Origin of the sequence: Mycobacterium sp., from assembly GCF_025933915.1 — a bacterium.
Classification (GTDB): Bacteria; Actinomycetota; Actinomycetes; order Mycobacteriales; family Mycobacteriaceae; genus Mycobacterium.
The window spans coordinates 1-5492 of sequence record NZ_JAICZA010000234.1 but is presented as its reverse complement, the minus strand read 5'-3'; the positions used below and the strand labels follow the sequence as shown (position 1 = coordinate 5492).

The 5492-nt window shown below is 71.3% G+C and carries 1 pseudogene; it reads left to right on the top strand.

The window, feature by feature from the left end:
* Positions 1–5492: pseudogene (locus tag Q0W90_RS22955) on the top strand (amino acid adenylation domain-containing protein); the annotation flags it as partial.

Sequence of the window (5492 nt, the reverse complement as noted above, 5' to 3'; positions counted from 1 at the left end):
GGTGCGGTGATCAAGGACGCCAAGGAGCAACTGCGCGGTCTGCCCGACGGCCTCACCTACGGGCTGCTGCGCTACCTGAATCCCGAAGTGGACCTGGGTGATTCGGATCCGGTCATCGGCTTCAACTACCTGGGCCGGCTCGGGGGCGCGGCCGCCGACTTGTCCGGCGAGCTATGGGGATTCAGCCCGAACAGTCGGGCGCTGGCCGGCGCGGCCGGGGCGGTGGCGCTGCCGTTGCCGCACACGGTCGAGCTCAACGCCGGCACCATGGACACCGCGGACGGCCCGCACCTGCAGGCCAACTGGACGTGGGCGTCGTCGGCGCTGACCCACGACGAAGTAACCCGGTTGAGCCAGTTGTGGTTTGCGGCCCTGGCCGGCATCTGCGCGCACGTGCGCCGCGGCGGTGGCGGGTTGACCCCGTCCGACATCGCCCCGGCCCGGCTGGACCAACAGCAGATCGACCAACTCGAACAACGCTACGACGTCGCCGATGTCTTGCCGCTGACCGCGCTGCAGCAGGGACTGCTGTTCCATTCGACCACGCAACCCAACGGGGACGTGTACTCGGTGCAGCTGACCATCGCGCTGCGCGGCGCCCTCGATGCGCACCGCCTGCAGCGGGCCGTGCACACCGTCGTCACCCGCCATCCCAACCTTGCGGCCCGATTCTGTCCCGACTTCGGCCACCCGGTGCAGATCATCCCGGCCGCCCCGGAACCGGCCTACCGGCACGTCGAGCTCGACGGTGGCGGCTTGAAGCAACAAGACGCACGGGTCCAGGAGATAGCCGCCGCCGAACGCGCCGCGGTGCGAGACCTCGGCAGCGAGCCACCCGTGCGGGCCGCGCTGATTCGCGTCGCGGACAACGAATTCCGGTTCGTGCTCACCGTCCACCACATCGTGATGGACGGCTGGTCGCTACCGGTCCTGCTGCACGAAGTCTTCGCCTGTTACTACGCGTCGCGGTTGCCGGCGGCGCCGCCCTATCGCAGCTTCGTCAGCTGGCTGGCGGATCGCGACGTCGCGGCCGCGCGCGCGGCGTGGCGCGAGGTGCTCGACGGTTTCGACACGCCCACCCTGGTGGGCCCGGCGGGTCGCGTGGAACTCGGGCGGCGCGGGGTGACTTCACTCCAGCTCTCCACCGAAACCACCAGTGCGCTCGGTGAACTCGCCCGCTCCTGTCGAACCACCGTCAACACCGTGCTGCAGGCCGCCTGGGCGCAGCTGCTGATGTCGCTGACCGGCCGGCACGACGTCGCTTTCGGCACCGCGGTGTCCGGTCGGCCGGCCGAGCTGCCCGGCGCCGAATCCATGGTGGGCTTGCTGATCAACACCGTGCCGGTGCGCGCCCACGCCACCGCGGCGACTACCGTCGCCGAATTCCTGGGCCGGCTGCAACGCGCCCACAACGACACCGTGGAGCACCAGCACCTGGCGCTGACCGAAATCCACCGCGTCACCGGACACGACCAGCTCTTCGACACCCTGCTGGTGTACGAGAACTATCCGATCAACGCCGCCGCGCTGGCGCCGACCGACGACCTGACCGTCACCGAATTCACCAGCCACGACTACAACCACTACCCGCTGTCGCTGCAAGCCGCGCCCGGCGACGAACTGCGCCTTCGCATCGAATTCGATACCGACGTGTTCGACCCGGCGGCCGCCGACACTTTGATCGAGCGGTTGCGGCGGCTCCTGGTCGCCATGCCCGCCGATCCGGCCCGGCGGCTGTTGTCACTGGACGTGCTCGATGCGCCGGAGCACGCCGCGCTACAACTGTGGGGCAATCGCGCGGTGCTGACCGAGCAGCCGGGTGCCCCGGTATCGATGCCGGCGCGGTTCGCCGCGCAGGCGTGCCGCGTTCCCGACGCGGTGGCGGTCACCGTCGGGGGCCGATCGATGACGTATCGGGAACTCGACGAGGCGTCGAACCGGTTGGCGCACACACTGATGGAACGGGGCGCGGGCCCGGGCGAGTACGTGGCACTGCTGTTTTCCCGCTCGGCCGAGGCGATCGTCGCGATCCTCGCGGTGCTCAAGACCGGGGCGGCCTATCTGCCGGTCGACCCGGAACTGCCGGCGGCGCGCATCGAGTTCATGCTCGGCGACGCCACCCCGATCGCCGCGGTCACCACGGCCGGCCTGCGCGACCGGCTGGACGGGTCGGGCCTGCCCGTCATCGACATCGACGACGCCACTGAAATCCAAGACATTTGGCCCGCCGGCCCATTGCCGATGCCCGCGCCCGAGAACATCGCCTACCTGATCTACACCTCGGGGACGACCGGTGTCCCCAAAGGGGTTGCGGTCACCCATCACAACGTCACCCAGTTGCTGGAGTCGCTGCACGCGCCGCTGCCCGAGGCGGGGGTCTGGTCGCAATGCCATTCCTACGGCTTCGATGTCTCGGTCCAGGAGATCTGGGGCGCGCTGGCCGGCGGGGGCCGCTTGGTGGTGGTGCCCGAGTCGGTGACGCGCTCGCCGGACGAGCTGCACGCCCTGCTGATCGCCGAGGGGATCAGCGTGCTGAGCCACACCCCGTCGGCGTTGACGGCGTTGTCACCGCGAAATCTGGACTCGGCGTTGATCATCGGTGGCGAGCCGTGCCCGGCGGCGCTCGCGGACCGATGGGCCCCGGGGCGGGTGATGATCAACGCCTACGGCCCGACGGAAACCACCGTGGACGCGGTGCTCAGCGCGCCGCTTTCCGCGGGAACCGGATCGCCGCCGCTGGGGTCGCCGGTGTCCGGGGCGGCGTTGTTCGTGCTGGACGGGTGGCTGCGGCCGGTGCCCGCCGGTGTGGTCGGTGAGCTGTACGTGGCGGGGCGCGGGGTCGCGGTCGGTTATGCGCGTCGCGCCGGTTTGACCGCCTCGCGGTTCGTGGCGTGCCCGTTCGGCGTGGGCGGCGAGCGGATGTATCGCACCGGCGACTTGGTGCGCTGGAGCGCTGACGGCCGGCTGCACTACGTGACCCGCGCCGACCAGCAGGTCAAGATCCGCGGCCATCGCATCGAACTCGGCGAAATCCACACGGCGCTCACCGAATTGGACGGGGTGGACCAGGTCGCGGTGATCGCCCGCGAGGACACGCCCGCCGCCTTGCGGCTGGTCGGCTACATCACCGGCACCGCCGACCCCGCCGAGCTCCGCGGCCGGCTGGCCGGGCGGCTGCCGGCCTACCTGGTGCCGGCCGCGGTGGTGGTGCTCGAGGCGCTGCCGCTGACACCCAACGGCAAGCTCGACACCGCGGCCTTGCCGGCGCCCGAATACACCGGCGGCCGGTATCGGGCCCCGGCCGCGCCCACCGAGGAAATTCTGGCCGGCATCTACGCCCGGGTGCTGGGCCTCGAGCGGGTCGGCGCCGACGACTCCTTCTTCGACCTCGGCGGGGACTCGCTGTCGGCGATGCGGGTGATCGCCGAGATCAACACCGGCCTCGACGCGCACCTCGGGGTGCGAACGTTGTTCGAAGCGCCCACGATTGGCCAGCTGGCGGCGCACGTCGGCGCGGCCGGGGGCCGGTTCGCCGGGGTGGTGGCAAGCGAGCGGCCGGCGGTGGTGCCGTTGTCGTTCGCCCAATCGCGTCTGTGGTTCATCGATCAGCTGCACGGGCCGTCACCGGTGTACAACATGGCGGCGGCATTGCGGCTGAGCGGACACCTGGACGCCGACGCGCTGGGCGCCGCGCTCTGCGATGTGGTGGCGCGGCACGAGAGCCTGCGCACGGTGTTCGCCGCCACCGAGGGGATACCCGAGCAGGTGGTGATGCCGCCCGCGCGAGCCGATGTCAGATGGCACACCGTTGACGCCACCGGCTGGTCACCGGCCCGGCTGGAAGGGGCCATTCGCGACGCCGCCCGGCACACCTTCGAACTGGCGACCGAAATCCCGCTGCGGGCGCGGCTTTTCCGGCTCGGCGACAGCGAGCACGTGTTGGTGGCCGTGGTGCACCATATCGCCGCCGACGGGTGGTCGCTGACCCCGCTGGTGCGCGATTTGGCGCTGGCCTATGCGAGCCGCTCGGCCGGTTGTGTCCCGGACTGGGCGCCGCTGCCGGTGCAGTATGTCGACTACACGCTCTGGCAGCGCGGCCAATTCGGTGACCTGGAAGACCCGGACAGTCCGATCGCCGCGCAGCTGGCGTACTGGGAGCGGGCGCTGGACGGGCTGCCCGAGCGGCTGGAACTTCCCACGGACCGGCCGTATCCGTTGGTGGCCGATTTCCGCGGGGCCAGCGTGGCCGTGGAGTGGCCGGCGGAGTTGCAGCAGCGGGTGCGCGCGGTGGCGAGCGCGCACAACGCGACGAGCTTCATGGTGGTGCAGGCCGCCCTGGCGGTGCTGCTGGCCAAGGTCAGCGCGAGTTCCGATGTGGCGGTGGGCTTCCCGATCGCCGGGCGGCGCGACCCGGCCCTCGACGACGTCGTGGGCTTCTTCGTCAACACCCTGGTGCTACGCGTCGACCTGGCCGGAGACCCCACGATGGCCGAACTACTGGCCCGCGTTCGCCACCGCAGCCTGGCCGCCTACGAGCATCAAGACGTGCCGTTCGAGGTACTGGTGGAACGGCTCAACCCGACGCGTAGCCTCGCGCACCATCCGCTGGTGCAGGTCATGCTGGCCTGGCAGAACACCGAACCCGCCGACCTGAGCCTCGGCGACGTGCGTGTCACCCCGCTGCCGGTGGACACCCGCACCGCGCGCGCCGACCTGGCCTGGTCGTTGGGCGAACGCTGGAGCGCCGACGGCCGGCCGGCCGGCATCGGCGGGGCCGTGGAGTTCCGCACCGACGTGTTCGACACCGCCACCATCCAAACGCTGACCGAGCGATTGCAGCGGGTGCTGGCGGCCATGACCGCCGACCCCGCCCGGCGGCTGTCGTCGATCGACGTGCTCGGCGCCGACGAGCACGCCCGCCTCGACGCGATCGGCAACCGCGCCGCGCTGACCCGGCCGCCGACCGCGACCGCCTCGATCCCGGCGCTGTTCACCGCCCAGGTGGCGCGTAGCCCGCACGCGGTGGCCGTGACCGCCACGGACCGCTCGATGACCTATCGCGAACTCGAGGAGTCCGCGAACCGCTTGGCGCACTTGCTCATTGACCGGGGCGCGGCGCCGGGACGGTGCGTGGCGGTGCTGATGGAGCGCTCGGCCCGGGCGGTCACCGCGATCTTGGCGGTCCTGAAAGCGGGGGCGGCATACGTGCCGATCGACCCGGCGGTGCCGGACAACCGCGTCGCATTCATGCTGACGGACGCCGCACCGATCGCCGCCGTCACCACCACGGATCTGCGAGACCGGCTGGACGGCTTCACCGGAGCGGGGGGGGGGGGGGGGGGGCCCGCCGGGCCCGCCCCGCCCCCCCGCGGCCCCCCCCGCCCCCGCCCACCACAACAAAGCCAAAGTCAACGACACCTCCGGCACGACCGGAACCCCCAAGGGCGTGGCGGTCACCCACCCCAACGTCACCGAGCTGCGGGCCGCACAGC